At 62.0% G+C, this 18,329-nt stretch carries 10 protein-coding genes; 1 reads left to right on the top strand and 9 read right to left on the bottom strand.

What is annotated here, in order from left to right; all coding sequences use genetic code 11:
- Window positions 1-324 precede the first annotated feature (324 nt).
- The 4 genes from OUZ45_RS04810 to OUZ45_RS04825 all read right to left on the bottom strand — a co-directional run bounded on the left by OUZ45_RS04810 (window position 325) and on the right by OUZ45_RS04825 (window position 4,718).
- The gene (locus OUZ45_RS04810; RefSeq protein WP_266168796.1) at window positions 325-1,695 is read right to left on the bottom strand and encodes a GH39 family glycosyl hydrolase; all 1,371 of its coding nucleotides are present in this window, start codon (window positions 1,693-1,695) and stop codon (window positions 325-327) included.
- 508 nt (window positions 1,696-2,203) lie between these two features.
- A complete protein-coding gene (locus OUZ45_RS04815) occupies window positions 2,204-3,112 on the bottom strand; it encodes a CHAD domain-containing protein (RefSeq protein ID WP_266168797.1) in 909 nt (302 codons plus the stop codon).
- Window positions 3,113-3,503: 391 nt separating this feature from the next.
- Window positions 3,504-4,220 carry an HAD family hydrolase gene (locus tag OUZ45_RS04820; protein WP_266168798.1) on the bottom strand — a complete coding sequence of 239 codons (717 nt, stop codon included), beginning with the start codon at window positions 4,218-4,220 and terminating at the stop codon, window positions 3,504-3,506.
- A gap of 153 nt (window positions 4,221-4,373) precedes the next feature.
- On the bottom strand, window positions 4,374-4,718 hold the full coding sequence (locus OUZ45_RS04825) for a hypothetical protein (RefSeq protein ID WP_266168799.1): 345 nt from the start codon (window positions 4,716-4,718) through the stop codon (window positions 4,374-4,376).
- Window positions 4,719-5,441: 723 nt separating this feature from the next.
- Between OUZ45_RS04825 and OUZ45_RS04830 the strand changes: the two genes are divergently transcribed.
- Window positions 5,442-6,713 carry a sigma-54 interaction domain-containing protein gene (locus tag OUZ45_RS04830; protein ID WP_266168800.1) on the top strand — a complete coding sequence of 424 codons (1,272 nt, stop codon included), beginning with the start codon at window positions 5,442-5,444 and terminating at the stop codon, window positions 6,711-6,713.
- A 17-nt stretch (window positions 6,714-6,730) separates the two neighbouring features.
- Here OUZ45_RS04830 and OUZ45_RS04835 read toward each other — a convergent pair whose 3' ends face one another.
- The 5 genes from OUZ45_RS04835 to OUZ45_RS04855 all read right to left on the bottom strand — a co-directional run bounded on the left by OUZ45_RS04835 (window position 6,731) and on the right by OUZ45_RS04855 (window position 18,302).
- Window positions 6,731-11,611: an eCIS core domain-containing protein gene (locus OUZ45_RS04835; protein WP_266168801.1), complete on the bottom strand. Its 4,881-nt coding sequence runs from the start codon at window positions 11,609-11,611 to the stop codon at window positions 6,731-6,733.
- A gap of 394 nt (window positions 11,612-12,005) precedes the next feature.
- Window positions 12,006-12,923 carry an eCIS core domain-containing protein gene (locus OUZ45_RS04840; RefSeq protein ID WP_266168802.1) on the bottom strand — a complete coding sequence of 306 codons (918 nt, stop codon included), beginning with the start codon at window positions 12,921-12,923 and terminating at the stop codon, window positions 12,006-12,008.
- A gap of 122 nt (window positions 12,924-13,045) precedes the next feature.
- Window positions 13,046-14,959 carry an eCIS core domain-containing protein gene (locus OUZ45_RS04845; RefSeq protein ID WP_266168803.1) on the bottom strand — a complete coding sequence of 638 codons (1,914 nt, stop codon included), beginning with the start codon at window positions 14,957-14,959 and terminating at the stop codon, window positions 13,046-13,048.
- 21 nt (window positions 14,960-14,980) lie between these two features.
- The gene (locus OUZ45_RS04850; protein ID WP_266168804.1) at window positions 14,981-15,871 is read right to left on the bottom strand and encodes a DUF6734 family protein; all 891 of its coding nucleotides are present in this window, start codon (window positions 15,869-15,871) and stop codon (window positions 14,981-14,983) included.
- A gap of 10 nt (window positions 15,872-15,881) precedes the next feature.
- Window positions 15,882-18,302 (bottom strand): DUF6519 domain-containing protein, encoded by a 2,421-nt coding sequence (locus OUZ45_RS04855; RefSeq protein WP_266168805.1) that lies wholly within the window; start codon window positions 18,300-18,302, stop codon window positions 15,882-15,884.
- Window positions 18,303-18,329 lie beyond the last annotated feature (27 nt).

An 18,329-nucleotide genomic window follows, 5' to 3' on the forward strand; every position in this document is an offset into this window, starting at 1 on the left:
GAAACGGGCTTGAAGCCCAGGCAACTGTTCGGGTTGTGAGGAAAAGTCCCCGCCGACCCAGGCTCACCTACGATCTCGTGATCCGAGGGGCAACGGTCTGGCGGGGGTAAAGCAAACTTACAAGGGGCGGGTGCTCGCGATAACACTCCTACTTCGTCACCCCGGCGGAGGCCGGGGTCCAGTGCCTTGTCGCTCGGTTGTCGCGTCTGCGCGCTCTGGCTCACCTGCGACAGGCATTCCGGAATGCCCGCTGCATAAGCGACCAGGTCGCGATACCCCAACATCAAAGCAAGAAACCGCGAAAGGGGACGGGCGGGGCCTGTCTCAATGGAACACGAAGGTCGTTACCGAATAGGGCGGCAGCGTGTAGGTGATATTGCCGTTGACGGCCAATGTCGCCTGCAGGACAGGCGCCTGGAACGGTGCGTTATTGTTGGTCTGCCACACATCGACGGATGTGGCGGCGAGCGCTGTCGTCTGCATCACCGCGGTCTGGATGGCGCTGGGATCCTTATTGATCATCACCACGTTTTGGCCATTCGTGGAGGCGAAGACCTCGACGTTGGTCAACGTCGTCGATGCCTGCACCGACGTGCTGCCGAACGCACGGAACAGCGAGCCACCGCTGAACATACGCAGCCCGTGGTAGATCGGCATGGGATCATCGATCTGCTGGCCGAAATGCGTGGCATCGCTCAGCTTCTCGAATGTGATGCCGAGTGCGCCGTTCTGATCGGAATACTGATGGCCACGACCGCCCGCGCGCATGATGTGGCCGGCAACAGACGCCGCCCACACGGTGGCCACGCCTTGATAGAAACGATCGTCGCCGTTCCATCCGGGATAGCCGTCGCCCGAGCGCCAGGACCAGTTGTACTCACCCACCTGGATGTCGATCGAGGACGCGCGGTCAGGCACCGTGGCATTGATCATCTGGCGGATCTGAGTGACCTCATTCTCCCAATCCGGCGTCTTCGACAGTGCGGTTGCGTTGTCCAGATAGGACCCGCCCATCGCGTAATGGTGGTAGTCGACCACATCGACCTTGCTGCCTGCGCAATTGAGGAACGTCTGCAAATCACCCTGGCTATAAGACGACCAGGCTGGGCCAACGACCTTGATGGTCGGATCGATGGCCTTCATGCGGTCCACGGTCGCGTTGAATAGCGTGCAGTAGCTGCTCATGCTCATGCCGCCGTTGTTGGGCTCATTGCCGATCACCCAGTACGTGACACGATTGCTTGGATTGAAATGCTGCACCAGGGCGGCTGCATCATCCGGCGTGAAGTTGTTGTTGCTGGTGCCGGCCACCACGATCATCGGCTCGCCGCCGAAGCCCTTGATCGCGTTGATCCAGTTGTCGCCGGAGACATTGGTTGGCCCGCCTCCCGCACCGGAGATGATGTTGCCGCCGTTCCACTGCAACGGAATGCGATACAGCCCAAGGCCAAGGCTGCCGAGATTCGAACCTTGCTTGGCGTTGTTGACGATCGACCCGCCACCCTCGCCATACGTGGAGATGGCGCCAGCGAAGGGTGAGTAAGCCATGGCTTGCGATGTCGGCGTGCCGAAATCGACAAAGGTGTTTGGGCTGGTGTTGTCGAATGCCGTCGACGCGACCGCGCCTGCGCTGGTCAGGACAAGCGATGCAGCCGCGAACAACCGGGAAGCTAGTGTGAGATGGGGTGCCTTCATGGCGTGGTCTCGATGCTCAGTGGGGGAGGGGGCATGCATCAGTTACTGTTGATCAAATGAATCGCCAGGTCCGGGCTGAACTGACCGGCGGGTGTTAGTGGCGCCGTGCCACAGGGGCCATCGGAATCGCCCGGCACCTTGACCCATGACAACATCTCCGCGTCGGCCGCCACTTGTGTGGGGCTACCCAGCTTGCGCAGCGCCGACGTCGAATGACGGCCGAGCTTAGAGGCTCATCGCGTACCGGCGCCGCCCCGAAAAGTCATGAGTTCCCTGATTTGTGCAGTACCACACACGGCGTGGGTCATCGGGCCCTGTGTATGTCGAGGCGTCGATGTGAGCATCGGTAGGAGCGCACAGGGTGCGCTCCTACGGTGACGCGTGTTGCTTGCTCATGTACCCGATCGTCTGACGCTGGAAGAGACGCAAGCCCGAAGCGCGCCGCATGGGCCGGTGTCCGGAATGCCCGCTGCATAAGCGGCCAGGTCGCGATAGCGCACCTATTCGTCTAGAGCCGCCAGTAATGACCAAGCTGCCGGAGCTGCTCCAATGACGCCTCGGCCTTGGTCGATGACGTTGCCGCCGTCTGCTTCGCCCAGCGACGGAAGGCCTTGATGCCGGCGTGCTTCCTCGACTCTGGCAACAGCTCGCGGCAAAGCACGCGGGCAGTGATGCGGTCATGCGCTTCGCCCAGGTGCGTCTGTAGATCGGCCAGCTGATCCAGCCAGTGACGGGCGGCATGTCGCGGGAACAACGGCTGAAACAATTCCATGATGTAGCGCATTTTTTTGGTCGTCGTGCGCAGGCGGTGCAGGTGGCGGCGCCCGTCGCCCATCCGCACGGCACGCTTGTGCAGTTGATGAAAGCGCGACTCGATGAGCTCGGCCGCCACATGGCGGAGCTGTTCATCCGACACGGCAAGATGCGCCTCGCTCCAGGCATGGAAATGGTGCATGGAGGAGGTCAGCCGGGCCTTCTTCAGGCCATCGATGGCCTCTTGATGTAACTGCGCGCGGCGGGCTTCCAGTGCTTGAAGCAACGCGGGATCGAACACAGCGCCTTGATGATCCTCCGCCATGAAGGCGGGCAAGGTTTCATCCAGAAGAATGTCGATGTCACGAGCTACGCCGGTGGCATTGCGAAAGGCTCTTAACTGCTCAAACAGCGCCAGTGGCTCCTCGCCCTGCAGCGCATGCGCGACACGGTCCAGCGTGGCGGTGATGCGGCGCAGGTTGACGCGCCAGGCATGCAACGCCTTGGGCTGGTAATGCCGGAGCAGTTCGGCTCGCGCCTTGGTGGCCTTGGTCAAATAGGTTTCGTAGGTGCGACACACCTCTTCAAAGGCGCCGCCGGAAGATCCCTGTTCCTTGGGCGGAACGGGGAGTGGGGTGGACGGACCTTGCGGTGTCGCAATCATAGATTCGACTCGGACAGCTGCTTAGACTGGTTCAGAGCATCCCCTACTCTGCAACAAAAGCAGTGACTCCGCGAGTCGGTCGTTCAGCTAGGGAGGGCTAGGGCGGCAGCGACTGGCTGCTCGATTTACAGGGGGGGGAGCGGCCCTGCGTCCCGGGTGCACCCCTGGACGCTCTTTGAGCTTGACGCGCCGTACAAAGCATTTGTAGGAGCGCACCCCCGGATCGAGTCCGGGGCAGGCTCTGCGCGCGACAAACCGGCAGGTCTGCCGGTTTGCACAGCCCGAGAGGGCCCCATTGATGCACCACATCATTGATGAGGCTCTGTCGCGAAGGCGGTCGCCCACAGAGTGGGCTCCTGCAACGGGGCATGCAGAGATATTGAACAGGCTCTCAGGCTGCAGCGCGAAGGCCCAGTTCGTCGATCGCGGCCGCGATACCGCCGGCACCCTGTACCTGCACCACGCGTGGGGATGTCGCTGCGAAATCCGTATCCGCCTCATGCGCCCAGGTCACGTGATAGGGCATGTACACGCCCCAGCCGCCCAGTTCCACCACCGGCGCGATATCCGAGCGCAGCGAATTGCCGATCATGGCAAACCGATCGGCCCCAACGCCAAACTCGCCCAATACGCGGCGATAAGCGCGCTCGTCCTTCTCCGACACGATTTCAATGCGATGGAACAGATCCGCCAGCCCGCAGCTGGCCACTTTCTGTTCCTGGTGAAACAGGTCGCCCTTGGTGATCAACACGATCTTGCGATGGGCGGCCACCGCCTCGATCGCTTCGCGAATGCCCGCCAACAGCACCACCGGATGGGACAGCACCCGCTTGCCGATACCGATGATGCGATGCAGATCGGCGGCGCTGATACGCGAACCGGTGATCTCGATCGCCGCCTCCAGCAACGACAACGTCATGCCCTTGGCGCCATAGCCGAACAGTTTGATATTGCGCCGCTCCGTCGCCAGCAAGCGGTCGTGCAGCCGCAGATTGCCCAGGTCGACATAGCGGCCGACGATCTGCTCGAACTCGGCGTGCGCCTCCTGGTAATAACCCTCGCTATGCCACAGCGTGTCGTCGCCATCAAAACCTACGAGCTCAATCACTTAAACGTCCAACCCTGCAAACGAGAGCGCACACGATAACCCAGGTGCCATTGCTGCGACGCAGCTTGGATGCTGAGCATGTGAATTTCGCGGATCGCAACACTCCGCCTCAAGCGGAGTGTTGCGTTTGCAACTTGAGTCCAGGCCGTTTTATTACCAGGCAACCAAGCGGTGCTTCATATCGCCTGACTTCCATGGCCCCGCCTGTATCTCTCCGTAAATCCACAAGCCATTATCGGCAGGCGTCTGGTCCCATTTTGCCTGAAGCTTAATGTCGCCATTCGCCAAGCCCGCGATGTCCAGGCCTTCTTCGAGTTCCGCATCGCCGGCCTTGAGAGTGCCGGAGAGCTTGTCAATATCAAATCCAAAGACTGACACATCGACATCGACAGCATCCAAGTCCTTGATGTCCCAATTTATCTTCAACGGACCATACGTCCAGTTTCCAGACGGAAATTTGTCAGGACCGTTGGCGTTTGTCGGTACATTCATAGCCATTGTCACTTTCTCCTTAGTTTGGGTGAGAGACCGACCTCGCCACGCGTTCAATAACGATGGCGGACGTGGCGCATTACAGGGCGGCCGAAAATAATTACCGACGCCCTGTGAAATCAGCGTGTGAGATGTGTGGCTGAAGATCGATTTTCCCATTGCCAGCCTCAGGCCAATCGATATCGCCAGGCGGCAGGTAATGGAGGGTATTTTTGGGTCGGGACGGTGGAGTAGGAGCCCACCCTGTGGGCGACAAACCAGCCGTCCTGCCGTTTGTCGCCCATAGGGCGGGCTCCTACAGAGGCGGGTCATTCCTGGGCGCGATGACCCGCTGCCCGGCCATGCCGTTCCCGGCACGCCCCCTGTAAGCGTCGTGTAAGCATCGGACGCCAGCCGCCTGCTATAAAGCGGGCGCCTTCACAACGAAATAGCGCGCGGCATGCGAGGCTTGCGGACTTGCGATGCATGCCGATGCGGGCTCGTGCACGTTGGGGGGTCACTCGATCTTCTTGATCGTGCTGTCTAACCTCGGATGCCACGGTCGAGTCCGCCCAATTCACGGCATCGAATCTGTGCAGCTGGACTGTCAAAGCGTTGCCCGAAGTTGATTGGGTTTTCGTCAAGGCGCAATCCATGGATATGGTGAGTTGCGGTTTTGTGTCAGTCGGTGATCCCTGTTCGTCGGATCGTCGAGACTACGATGCATTGCGGAGCGAGGCGTTGGATCGGATGAGGCTGCTGTGGCAGCCCACACTGGCCCAGCAAGAGGGCTGCGATCTGTTGCTGATGCCCGTGCAGTCGGCGACTCTCGAGGCCGCCATCGCGCAGGTGGCGAGCCTGCGTGGCAGGTCCCTTGCCTGCGGCGTCATTGTGATTTGTGACGGCTTGGAGATGGATCAGATCGGCACGCTGCTCACGGCTGGCGCCTTTGATTTTGTTTCCGTCCCCTATGCCCCAAGAGAGTTGCATACGCGCCTGCAGCGTGCGGCGGGTTTGCTGCCGCGGCACCGCCTTGACGCGGCGGCGACCGTCAAGATTGCACGTGCCCATGATCTGGTGGGCTCTCATCCCAGCTTCATGAAGCAACTCGCATCGCTACCGGTCATCGCTGGCTGCGACGCAAGCGTGCTGATCCTGGGCGAAACGGGGACAGGCAAGGAAGTCTTTGCGCGAGCGATCCATTACATGTCGCCTCGCTCCTCGCGCCCGCTGGTCGCCGTCAACTGTGGGGCCATCCCCACTGAACTGGTGGAGAGTGAATTATTTGGCTGCATGCGCGGCGCGTTTACCTCCGCGCATGCCGCGCGCAGCGGACTGGTACGTGAAGCCGAGGGTGGCACGCTGTTCCTGGACGAAATCGATTCGCTGCCGCTGGGTGCGCAGACCAAACTGCTGCGCTTCCTGCAGGAAAAGGAATACCGGCCGATCGGCGGGGCAGGCATATGCCATGCGGACGTCAGGGTGATTGCCGCCAGCAATCATGACCTGGCCGGCCTGACCGAGCGCGGCGCGTTCCGGCGCGATCTCTATTTCAGGCTCAACGTGCTCAACATGCCGTTGCCCGCGTTGCGTGATCGCCGCGAAGACATCCCGGCACTCGCCATACACTTCACCGAACAGTGCTGCCGGACATCCCGCCGGCCGGTGCTCAGCCTGACCTCGCAGGCCCTGCGCAAACTGACGGGCTATGACTGGCCCGGCAATGTGCGCGAGCTGCACAACGTGATCGAGCGCGCCGTGCTGTTTTGCCAGGGGCCGGTCATTGGCACCGACTACCTTGAGCTTCCGCGCAACGACGCAAGCGACACTGGCATCGAATCGTTTCGTGTTGCGAAGGCACGCACCGTGGATGCGTTCGAGCGCAGTTACATCGAGCGCCTGCTGACCGAAAACGCCGGCAACATCACCCGCGCGGCCTCGGCGGCCAAGAAGAACCGGCGGGCGTTCTTTGCGCTGATGCAGAAGCACGCGATCGTGCCGGAACGGTTTCGTGCGATTTGAACAGTGAGGGATCCTGGCTAGGGCCCAATCGGTGTCTGTTTGAGTGGTGCGCGATAATCCGTGGAGGTTACCGTCCCCACATTGATGAGACGTTCTATCACGGTCTTGTAGAAAGCGCTCTTGAAGTTATGGATGAGATTCTCGTACGCCAGCGTTGCGTCGGTAATATGAATCTCGTTCTGGCTGAGCATGACTTCGACGACGTCGGGACGTTTGCTGCCCACCCTTCCGAGAAAGAAGCCGGACATATCGCCGGCTGCCGCTGACGTTTTGAACTCCTTCCACTGCCGCTTTACGTTCGGATTCGTGCTGTTCTCGCAGGCGTTGTAGGCGGGGGTGAGCGTAGGGTCGGCCTGCCGCAGCATTTCGCCCACAAAGTCCATCACGCTCCACCCAAGAATGGCCGTATTCAACGAATGCCCGGTCTTACCCGCCATGGCGGCATCGCCCAATTTCTTGGCGACGTCATCCAAGGTCTGTTTCGGGTCGGACATGACGAAGTCGGTGGTGGTCTCACGGCCGAGCCACGAGCCACGTACTTCAGCCAGCACAACGGCCTCGACCCAATGGGCCTGATTTGCGTACTGCTCCTTGATCTGAGCGTCGGTAAGCGTGGCAAGCTCCACGGATTTACCCTCGCTGTTGCGCACCGTTCTGAACTTGCGTCGAAGGAATGCCACGCCACGGTCGGTGAGATCGCCAACGCCGGACTGCAGCGGGTCCGCGCTTGTCCCGGTGGTCTTTTTCGCCATGGTCTTATCGGCGGGGCCGGTCGTTGTCTCCGTGGGGGGCTTGGTTTCCGTCGTGCTACCGGAAGACGTCTTCTCATCCGGGCCGAAACGCTGCGGCTCCGAGCCGCGGATGGAGCGAATATAGTCCTGGATGTCGCGGATCATCGCGTCGTAAACCGGTGAACCTTCCGGTACCGCGATAGTTCTTTCGCCCCAGTAGGCGGAGTAATGCCCGTCGTTGGCGAAACGCACGGTGCGACTAGTGCCGTCGGCTTGATTGATGCGCACATAGAACGGCTCGGGATTGCCCGGCTCCATGCCATATTCGGTACGCCCACGACCGACGCCCGGAATATTGAACTCGACGAATTCACGTACCGCGACACCTCCGGACAAGTAACGCATCATCAAGCCCGCGAAGTCCTGTGGTGCGGGAAGTCGGAAATTCAGCACATTTCCTTCATTCGGGTGGTAATGCAGCAATGCGTTCCAGCCGAAGGGTTCCGGCGCGCGCACGCCGGTTTCGCTGCCCATCATGATTCGATATTCACCCGTTTCGGGGTTGTGATAAATCGCCACCTCCCGCCCACCCGAAACGGCGAGCGCCTTGTTATACGCGGCGTACGCGGCATCTGCCGTCGTCAATCCACGTTGGAATTCACCAGCCTTAGGCGGATTCTTGATGGCTTCGGCAGGTAGCGGCGGCGGCAACGAGCGATCGACACCTTTCTCCAGACGGTCGAATAGATGCTCGGGCGATCCTCGCCCTTTTGGCGTTGCGCTTGTCGTGGTGGTCCCAGGCGGCGGTGAACTGGGGGGCTTGCCATCCGAAGCGGAGCCACCGCTTCCGGTCATGCTGCGATCGGCTGGATTCGTCGTCTGCGTGGATGATTTGGCCAGTTCGTCAGGGGGCGGCGAATGAAAGCCGGGTTCGTCATGCTGGGTGCTGCCAGGTTCGATTTCATGGCCCCCCGTCGCACCGCGGTGCGACTGGTACCGGGCATGCATCACCGCGCCACCGGCCTGAATGCCGATCTGCAGCATCGCCTGACCGAGAATTTCCAGCATGCGCGCGGCGCGCTCATGTTCGGGAAGCGAACTCAATGCATCGAGCTGCACCATCACACCGGCGCCCATCATCATGATGCCGGCGCCGTCGACGCCGATCCCCATCACCATCAACACTTTGCCCAGGCGTACGGCGCGCAACGGTGTCGCTACCTGGGCCAGGCCGAGTACGCCGCCGACGATGTTCACCACGTCCATCACGGCGGCAAAGTCCAGGCGCAACCGGTTTTCGTCGTAGCGTTGATACAGACGATAGGCGGAAGTGACGGCGCCCGCAGCGCCCAACGGCAGCAGCAGGAACAGACTTGCGCCGTCCGTGATCGGTGCAGCCACGATGGCGGCCAGTGATGCCACCATGGCCGCGCTTTCCGCCGCTTCGGTGAGCATGCGTCCGGTGCCGGCCTGGATGGAAACGAGATGGACCTGTCCGTCGATCTGCACCGCGACCCGGCCGCGACCGTAATCGCTGCTTTCTTCCAGCAATCGCTTCAGTCCGTCCTTGATGGCATCGACGCGTGGATTCTTTCCCGTCATCGGCGCCGTGCCGAGCATCTTGCCGCTGTCAGGGGTGGTCAGGTCGGACATGAAAACCTGATAGACCCCATCGCCTTCGCCACGGTCAAACATCTCAATGGACAGCTGCAAGCTTTGTCCCAGGTCGGAGACAAAGGTGACGAGGGGCGCGAAGCGAATCCCGCGTTCGTCCTTCGTGCGCTCGGCATGCATCGTGAGCATGTCTTGCGCTGAATCACGCTGTGCGGTGAGTGAGCTCAGCGTGCGCTCCTCATCCCAGGCATTGCCACTTTCGCCGCCCGCCGCCATCAGGTCGCTTTGCAGTTTGGCCAGCGCAGCGGCGTCTCGTTGCGCTTCGGGCTGATCCATGATCGCGGCGATGCGTTTGCGTAGATCGAGCCGGCTCTGGAGTAAGGAAATTTGCTTGTCGAGGGCTTCTTTGCGGTGCTCCAGGGCCTCTTTGGGATCGAGCAGCATCGCTTGCAGATCCTGCAGCTCTTCGCGCAGCGCCGTCGCGTTCTCGGGTGGGAACGGAGAGGCGAGCAGCGACTGGATCTCCGCCATGCGCAATCGTGCCTGAAACTGGGTGCGTGTCGCATCCTTGACTTGACCGACTGCCATTTCGTCCGCATCGCGCGCAACGATCGGTACGAAGGCGATGCTGGGCAGGCGTACCGTTTCCTCCTCGCCGTCGAGGACGGGAAGTGCGCGGCAACGCACGATGTACATGCCGGCGCCAGGGAAGACATAGCGAGTGACGTAGCTTGGCTCGGTTATCTTGTCGAGTAGCGTGTGGATGATCGTACCGACGTAGCGCAACGCGGCATTGGCCTGCACGAGATCTTCCGCCGCCTGACCAAATGGCGTCCCTCCAAGACGCTGATGAATGCGGTCCAGATCGGCGGCGTTGTAGCGTCTGGCCCGCGCCAGCCGCGTGTTCAGGACCTTGCCGAAACTGGGCTTCTCGCCGGCCGCCTGCAGCGGATCGGCGGCCGGATCGCCGAGCATCGAATCCGGCACGCGGATGAAGTCCCACAGATAGCTGTAGCGAACCATGGCATCCGTGAAGTGCGTCCACTGAAGTTGCATGGTGAAGGCATGATCGGTTTCCAATGCCGCCTCGTACAGCGGTGGCGCGGCGGGTGGTGTACTGCTCAGCTCGGCTTTCCATGGCGGGGTATTTGCGCGTGCGGGTTCTCTGAGAATCTTTTCGTCCGTACCGCTCGACTGTCCGCGGACCCAGAAGCGCCCGAAGCGGCCAAGCAGCTTGGTGCGCGCGTCATGCCCATCGGGTCCGTCGGCGCTCGCTTGGGCTGCCAGCTTTTCCTGTGAGTGGATGTACCGAAGAAAATTCGCCGCCATGGCCTCATCGACATCCACGGGTATCTTCGTGATCGGCGTCGTCGATAACGTGAGATTGAACATGATGGCGTAAGCGGCAGCCGCACTCTCGCGATTTCTTTTTTCGACGATGTCGTTGGTCGGCTTGAGCGTTTCGTTGGCGAGCGCCACGTCTTCTCGAATGGTATCGACCAGCATCGCGCCGGTTAGCAGAACGCCTTCGATCTTGTTGATGGCCAGCACACCATCCGCTCCCGGCTTGTTCTGCCAGGCGGCCCTCCAGTCGGCGAGAAGTTCACCGTGCTGCGCCATTTCACGCTTGAATATCCATTCGGTGTACCAGCTGGGGAATTCATCGTGGAGTTGATCCCAGGCTGCGTGGGCGGCGAAGCCGTTGTAGAGCAGATCGACCTGCGCACTGGTGAGGGTATGTCGCATCTGGAGATCGACAATGGTCTTGACAAGGGTAACCGTGGCGCCCAGGTCGACGGTCGCCACACCCATGGCATCGCCACTCTTTACCTTGCTGTCCCTTGAAAGAGCGCCTTTGAAGACAGCGGTGGTCTTGTCCAGCGCCGCGAGCACTTTGTCTTCCAGGCCGGCTTTGTATTGCTCGCCTACGAGTCGGCGCAAGATCATCGCCATGATTTGTTGGCGAGACGATCCCTGTTGAAAGACGGAACCGGGAAATTCAAAGCGCAGGCCATCCATGGACACGCTCATCGAAACGCTGCCTTGAGGCGCGTTGCTTGTGGTCGGTTGCGGCCCCGTTGGCTTATCGCGCATCAGCATCAACGCCCCAGCGGGGGCGGTTTGCAAAGTGTGTGCAAGCTCGTGGGCGAGCAGGCGCGCACCGCTCGACGTACCAGGTGCATAGCGGCTGCCGTCGATCACGACATGTTGGCCGAATGCATAAGCGTGCGTACCAAGGGCGTGTGCCGAACGCGCAGCCAATGCGTCGGTATGCAAACGGATGCCTCCGAAATCGGGTCCGGCATCCGGCGAATCTAGCGTGGCGTGCGTGGCTCGATTGCCTGCGCCTAGCGATAGAGCTTCCGCCTCGTTCTCGACCGCATCTCCCGGCATGCTCAGGTAAACCCGGTTCGGCAAGGTCTGAATCTGCGCGGTAGTCGCGCGCCTGAGTGCGCCGAACTGATGGAAGAAATGCGACTGCATGGACAGGCGCGTGGCGTGGTCGAGTGGACGTCCAGGGCTGGACAAGGTCTCGCGGACGCTATCCGGCATGGGCATGGACGCCGTGGATGCGTCTATGGCGTATGCGGCGCGCAACGTCGTCATTCCGGGTGCTCGCCGTGCGGAACGATTGCGATCAGGGGGAGCGTCCGCCGCCCCTTCGCCGGGGGCCAGTACCGGGATGCTCGAACAGGACGCTGGTGTAGCGGTTCCTTCGGGTGACGGGGGCTCATGCCGCGATGGCGACGGACGCTCCACGGCACGAGCCGATGACATCGATCCTTGCCTGGTCGCAGCAGGAGCGTGGGTAGGCGGCGTCGAGGTCTGCGTTCCCATCGCTATGGCTTCTCCTGTCCCGGCATTCTTTTCTCCCCATCAGAACGGTTTCGTGCGATGTGAACAATTGAAAGAAGCCTCCCGCGCCGGCCGGTGATTCGCCAGCAGCCTAGAGTTTGGTCGAACAAGCGACGTTGCACGTTCTGCGGCACGCGGCGTCATCGGCGGGAATCGTGTCTTCGCAGCATTGCTTGCAGGAGTCCTCATCGTCCGACTTATCCATGCATGGATCTGCGCATCGCTTTTGGCGATCGTCGGCCGGGGGATCCTGGGGCGGCGGATCTTCCTTCCACTTCACCTGGAAGTGCAGAACCCCCTTGGTCGGGTGCACCCATTTTTCCCAAAGGTCGGGGTCGCCGAAGTCCCTGTCGGGCCCGCAGAACACGAAGCCGGCGGCACGCAGGCGCTCCCTGGAAATGTTTCTGATGTTGTCCCAGCCGTAGAGCGGCTGGCGGATGCTGCAGGTCTTGTCGTCCTTGCGCATCACGGCGGGTGCCGCAGATGTGCGATTCGTGGACTGCTGAACGACGTGGGTCAGTTCATGCGCCAGCAGGTGGAGGCCGGCATGGGTGTCGGGAACGTACTCGCCGGCATTGAATACGATGTCGTGCCCAGCGGTGAATGCGCGCGCCTGCACGGCACGTGCGCCGGCCGCCGCTCCAGCATCCGTATGCACGCGGACGCGACTGAAGTCGTAGCCGAAACGAGGCTCAAAGAACGAGCGCAGGTGCGCCGGAAGTGGCGCGCCGGCCTGCCTGGCCGCGTCGATCGCCGCTCGCGCATCCAGCGATGTTTCGGCTGACGCGTGGCTGGCGTGCTTGGCCTGGATGGCGTGGTCTTCCTCTTCTTCGCATTGCGCGCATTTGCGCTGGATCGCGAGTGGTGCCGAACCGACGGCAGTGGGTAGCGCCATGCGCATCACCCGATCCGCGGTGGCATCGGCCTCGAGTTCGTACGGATCGCCGGGTGAGCTGACCGTCGATTTCCGTTGGATTCCCAGTGACTCGGCTGGGACATAAGCATGCATCGGAGGTGGCCTTTTGCTCGCGGCATCGTGTGCGTGTGGCGGTACCGCCTTGGCGGATCTCTGCATCTGCATCTGTGCGATGGCCATGGCGTATCTCCTTTGCGCGTTCGAGGTTCACTGGCTCAAAACGTTCCGCTCAATGTGACGGGCAGATCCAGCTCGTTGATAAAAGGTGCATATAGGGTTGGGCTGCGTTCGTGCTGCAGCACCCAGAAGCCAAACAGACCAGGCGCATAGAGGTCGGCTTCATCGACGCCAAAGTTGTCGCAGATAAGGAAACGCAGATCGATCGTGTAGGTGCGCGCGGCAAGGTTGCCGGTGAACCCGTTGCAGAAGAGCTTTTCGCCGTGCGTGCCGCCGATAACGGTTTTCAACGGGCCGGGTGAAAAGCGGCCTGCCATGCCGAAATGCGTCGCTGGCGGGATCACTGGCGAGAACGCGCAAGGGGCGAGACAGCCACTCGCTGCCTGGGCGGCGAGCTTCGATTCGATGTCGCGCCTGACCGCCGCGACGGTCCTGGTGAACTCCGGCGATACCAGCGCCAGGCTTCCCAGTGTGGTTCCTGGCCCCAGCGTTTCGGTGCCGCCAGTGCCGGCCGCAAACCGGTGGTAGGCGGCAAGACCGGCACCGCCAGCCAGTGTGCTCAGTACGCCGGCCATCTCGAGTTCGCACTGAACATTCGGCACCAGGGTGCGGTCCGGGTTGGGGATGATCGACGGCAAATTCTGTAGCGTCGCCCACGCCGCGAGCTTGGCTTCGGAGGCGAATGAGATGTGTGGAAAGTCGAAGTGTGTAAAGTCACTACCGTGGCCGCAGCCCGTGCGGCCGGTGCCGAGCAACAGCGGATACGTACATGGCGGACAGGTTGGCGCGGGTGGTGGGGGCGGCACCGGCATGCTGATGGTGGTCAGTCGATTCGGCGCGAGCGCATGGTCCCATTCGTCGGTTTCGCCATGGGCGAAGGTCTCGACGTTCGCGGACGGAACGCCGGTGGAACCATCGCCCGGATGCTCCAGTTCATTGGCCACCGCCATGGCGCGCCGGCACGACAAGTACCAGTTGTAATCGCACGCGCCTTCGGCGCTGGCGTAGCCATCGATCCGCACGGTGACGCCTGCGCCGGCGCTATGCCAGGCCGCCGCGGCGGCGTCGATCTCGGCCCTTTGCATGGGTGTGAGCAGCGCTTGATCCTGGGGAAAGCCGAAGCGGTGGGTTACAGCGCCTGGCGATGTGGTTCCAGGCGCGCAGCTGAGATCCGCTGGCGGCGGACAAGTCTCCGGACGCGGAATCGGGGAGGGTCCGGCGTGCGCCGCGGGGGGCGGGGCGGTACCACCGCTTCCGGCGGCATGGGATTCTTCGACCGGGGGATCGGCAACTGGGCTCTCCGTTGCCATCGCACTGCGCTGGATGGACGGTGCTTGATGCATCGCCGCGCCCGATTGTTGAACGACATGCACGAGCTCATGCGCCAACAGGTGCATACCCTGTCCGGTCGACGGGGCAAATGCGCCCGATCCAAACACAATGTCGCTACCGACCGTATAAGCGCGCGCCTGCACCGCACGCGCGGCATCCGCCGACGCGCCATCGGCATGTATGCGTACCCGGCTGAAGTCATAGCCAAAGCGGGGCTCGAAGTAAGCGCGAAGACTTTCGGGCAGCGGTTTTCCGCCTTGTTTGGCCGCATGCACTGCAAGGCCCGGATCAAGCGCGGCATCTTCTTGCCGCGAACTTGACGGTTTTGTTTGAACCGGCGGTTCGTCTTCATCCTCGCACTTCTTGCATTTGCGCTGGACAGCGACGGGCGCGGCTCCGATCGGGCCAGGCAGTGCCATGTTCATGACCTTGTCGGCGATGGCGTCCGCTTCGGTTTCAAAAGAATCGCCAGGCGAACTCACCGTCGCCTTGCGCTGCAAGCTCCAGGGCAGCGTTGCCCGATGCTGCTCGGGCGAAGGCGGGCGCAGCGATGTCGTACTGCGCCCCCTTGTCGGTGCCGCAGGCGCGGATTTCTGCACATGGATGGCCGTGGTCGACATGGTGTTTCCGTGCGGCGAGGGCTAGATCTCCATCCGAAGGCAGCGGTTATAGAAACTCCGATCCTCCTGCTGCATCCGCTGCTCTAGGCGTTGCATCACTCCCGCATGGCTCTTGGCATTACCCAACAAATGCGTATAGCCGGCCTGTGCCGTCAGCCGCGGATTGAAGGCGTCGCCGAAGCTCGGAAACAGATGCTTGATGCGAATGCCCTGGTAGGGCGACTCCGGGTGCGCCCGGTGATAGTCCAGGCAGGCGGAGAGCAGGAATTGCTCGATCATCATGTTGTAGCCGGACTTGTTCGGCAGCTCCGCCCAGGCCTGCGCAAAGGCGGGATTCACCGCAAGGTCCATGCCGAGCTGGGCGTAGTAGCGGATAAAGTCGACGTGATGGCCGCCGAGGATGCCGCAGTTCTCTTCGCGAAAGCCGGTGCTGGGTTGCGAGCGCATCCACTCCCACTCTTGCGGCAGTGGCAGTCGATGTTTCGCAAATGCCGCCTCGATGTCTTGCGGGCCGCACCAGTCATTCAGTGGGTGGTCTTCGGGACACTGGGCAAAGACCGGTGCAGAGGCCACGGAGGCGGGCAAGGGCTTCCACAGGAAGACATCGGTGTCGAGGTGGATGAAGGGGCGATCCTGCATGCTGTAGGCATACAGCTTGCCCAGCGCCCACCAGCCAAGGTCGGCATCGCGCAGTGCTTCCAGCTCGATAGATACTTCATCGAAATCCAGCCCGAGGCGATCGACCAGCAAGGCTTTGCCTGCCTTGTCGGTGACCAACATGGTTTCGGGGTAATGCCTGCGTGCCAGCCGCAGCGAAAGGCCCCAGGCCAGCAGGTGATGCCGGGGTTCGCGCCAGATCCTTCCTTTGTGCGCGAAGAACGGTTTGCTCCAGAACGACCAGACGGCTCGCATACGGCCTCCTTCAACCCGGCGGTGGCTGTTGCGGGTAAACGGTAAACGTCGCTTGTTGGCTGGAGGCCTGGCCAAGCGCGTTGGTGATCGATGCGGTGAGCGTGATGACCGTGGATTGACCTGACGCGGGAAGACCAACGATCTGGATGGGCACCGTCACGCTGTTGTCGCCGATATTCACCGGCACGCTCGATGCGACGGTGGCGACGCTGGGGTCACCGCCAAGGCTCAGGTTGATCGTGGTCGCCTCCACCGCGTGGTAGTTCAACGTGATGGTCGCTTGTTGCTTCACGGACACTCCGCCACCGTGGGCGGTGACCGTGACTCCGGCGCCGCTCGGGGTCACGTCGAGCTCGGTATAGGCCAGCTCGACGTTGGTGATGAGCAGCTCGGGGTAGAGCATGAACCAGCTTTCGAAATCGCTGGCCTTGTCCTGGTTGCCGGTCGGAAAGCGCAGATCGATGCGCGGCGTGGCATTGCCCTGCGAGCTGTCCGCCGTGACCCCGAAGGCCTGGCCGTCGAGATAGATCTGCCCGCCGCCCAGCGGCGAGGCGTACAGCATCCGGCCGCTGAGTTTGACGCGGACACGCAGCCCAAGCGTGCTGCCGCTGTCGAGCAGATATTTCAGCAGATAGGGGACTTCGTCGAGTTTCCAGGTCAGGGTGTTGCCTGCCGTCGTGATGGCCGCTTCGACGATCACTTCTTCGCGTGCCACAGCGACGCGCTTGGGGGTCGCATAGCTTTTCATCAAGGCGTACAGGTGGATCTGTTCGGTGTCGACGGTGTTGTTCTTGCTGTCGGCGGCCGGCGCCTGCTCGACTACCGTGCCGTGATAGGCGCTCTTGCTGTAGCCGTAGTAATAGGGGGCTTCCACCAGTACGGTGAAGTTCGCCGGGGTCACCGGGCCCGTGGGCGGGTGATCGAAGGTGACCGCCAGCCCTTGCTTCATCAGCTGGTCTGCCGTCATCACATCGTCGTTGTCCCAGTTGATGCCGGTGATGTGCAGGGCCTTGGCGCTGACGAGGCCGCCGAGATCGGTCAGGGAAGGAAACAGCCGGCGGCAATCCTCGACCTGAAACTTGCCGTACTGCTTCATGTAGGCGTGCTTGATCGAGCTGCCTTTACGCAGCGCGCCGTTGGCGTCGTATTCCTCGCTGTTGAGATGGATGCAGGCCAGCGGTGCGCGATGGATCTTGGCGTGATGTGCCGGCTGGTAAGGATTGCCGTCGCCGCCGCAGGGCGGCCAGTCGATCTGCCCCGTGGCACTGCGCGCCGGAATGGTCCAGGCATCGCCGGATACGTAGTGCCCTTTGGCAAAGCACACCTGGATGCCGTTCTCCAGCGACAGCCAGTCTTCCGAAAGCGCCACGCCGCTGGCCGTTGCCGTGGTATCCGTCTGTTCCCAGCGCCGCAGTCGCGGGTTGCGCGTGAGGTCGACGGGATTCACCGTGGTGGTCATGGTCAGCGTCGCCGTGGCTTGGTCGACATGCTGGATCTGGTACAGCGCTCCCGGCTGGTTGGGCGTTTCGCCGAAGAGATTCGTGTCGTCGCTGATCTCGACCCACTGGTCTTCGCGAAAGCCGAGGTTCGCGTCCATGCCGAGACTGCTGACCGTCACCTTGCTGCCCGACATGGAAAGAATCGCCACGACGACCGACGCGTTCTCGCGCGACCATTTGAAGGTGGCGGTATCGATATCGCCCGACTGGTGGATCTCGACGCGATAGAGCTGGTTCTCCAAGCCGACGTAGCCGGCGGCGGGAATAGGCTGGCAGCCACAGTCGCCCCCGCCGTCGGCCGTCTGCGCGCTGAGCAGGCCGGTGTGCGACAGTTCGGAGGCGCGATACATCGCCGGGCAGCAGCTGGGCTCTTTGCCTAGCGATGTGGTGTACGAGTAGGGCTGTACCGCGTTGGTATCGGCGGTGGCCAGTTGCGCAACGACGCGCCAGACCGTCTGCGTGCGCGCCGTCGTGTCGGCCTGGCCCAGGGCCGGTTCGCCCAGGCAGGGATCGTCCAGCGCCGTCACCAGACGCTGCCAGACTTCCAGATACACGCGCAGGCAGGTGCCCGGCGAACTCTTGAGCAGTTCGTCGAGCAGAAGGTGGCTGGTGTCCGATGCGGTGGACGGGATCAGATAAGGCTGTTCGTCGTACTCCAGCGGCTTGGCGTTGTCGCACAACAGGCCACCGACGTAGTAACGGCCTGGGCCGATGAGCATCGAGCCGCCGACGACTTTGATCGCAAAGCCCGGGTCGTGCATCGGCGCCCCAAACGGGCCGATGACATCGATCGTCTCGGTCATCAGCCGATGGTCGTCGATCCAGCGTTGTTCGTTGGCATCCGCATCCAATGCGACGCGGCCCTGCTGCGAGAGCACGTCGGTGTAGTGCTTGGCTGGCTCGAAGCGGATCCGACTGAAATCACCTTTCATGGCCTGCACCTGTTTTCGTGGAATCGT

The organism is Dyella subtropica (assembly GCF_026283965.1).
In the GTDB taxonomy this organism is placed as follows: domain Bacteria; phylum Pseudomonadota; class Gammaproteobacteria; order Xanthomonadales; family Rhodanobacteraceae; genus Dyella_D; species Dyella_D subtropica.

Excerpts from the sequence above, each read along its gene's own strand:
- OUZ45_RS04850 (WP_266168804.1), bottom strand. The coding sequence starts at position 15,871 with ATGCGAGCCGTCTGGTCGTTCTGGAGCAAACCGTTCTTCGCGCACAAA.
- OUZ45_RS04855 (WP_266168805.1), bottom strand. The coding sequence starts at position 18,302 with ATGAAAGGTGATTTCAGTCGGATCCGCTTCGAGCCAGCCAAGCACTAC.
- OUZ45_RS04835 (WP_266168801.1), bottom strand. The coding sequence starts at position 11,611 with ATGCCGGATAGCGTCCGCGAGACCTTGTCCAGCCCTGGACGTCCACTC.
- OUZ45_RS04810 (WP_266168796.1), bottom strand. The coding sequence starts at position 1,695 with ATGAAGGCACCCCATCTCACACTAGCTTCCCGGTTGTTCGCGGCTGCA.
- OUZ45_RS04815 (WP_266168797.1), bottom strand. The coding sequence starts at position 3,112 with ATGATTGCGACACCGCAAGGTCCGTCCACCCCACTCCCCGTTCCGCCC.
- OUZ45_RS04825 (WP_266168799.1), bottom strand. The coding sequence starts at position 4,718 with ATGGCTATGAATGTACCGACAAACGCCAACGGTCCTGACAAATTTCCG.
- OUZ45_RS04830 (WP_266168800.1), top strand. The coding sequence starts at position 5,442 with ATGAGGCTGCTGTGGCAGCCCACACTGGCCCAGCAAGAGGGCTGCGAT.
- OUZ45_RS04840 (WP_266168802.1), bottom strand. The coding sequence starts at position 12,923 with ATGCATGCTTATGTCCCAGCCGAGTCACTGGGAATCCAACGGAAATCG.
- OUZ45_RS04845 (WP_266168803.1), bottom strand. The coding sequence starts at position 14,959 with ATGTCGACCACGGCCATCCATGTGCAGAAATCCGCGCCTGCGGCACCG.